Annotated in this window: 1 protein-coding gene; it reads right to left on the reverse strand. The window is 59.8% G+C overall.

Annotated features, from left to right (window positions below; all coding sequences use genetic code 11):
• Positions 1-266 (reverse strand): type VI secretion system baseplate subunit TssF (locus AAEY83_RS15735; protein WP_351060442.1); only part of this gene is annotated, 266 nt, incomplete at both ends.

Here is a 266-nt window from a genome sequence, read left to right on the forward strand (position 1 = left end):
CTTCGGTGTGGCGGATGCCGAAGCTCAGGTAAGTGTCGAGGCCGTCATGCAGCAAAGACGAACGCTGGCGAATGCTGTAATGCGGACGGCTGTTGGGCACGTCGAAACTCGGGTCGTGCTCGAAGGATTCGAACGGCACGTACTCCTGATAACCGAGACCGCCGGGCTTCCAGCCAGTGACGGTTTCCACCGAGAACACGCCGCAGTTTTCCAGGTCGTATTCCGCCGGCAGCAACAGGTACTCATCCTGCTTGCCATCGAGACGG

The organism is Psychrobacter sp. TB20-MNA-CIBAN-0197 (assembly GCF_040309765.1).
GTDB lineage: Bacteria > Pseudomonadota > Gammaproteobacteria > Pseudomonadales > Moraxellaceae > Psychrobacter > Psychrobacter submarinus.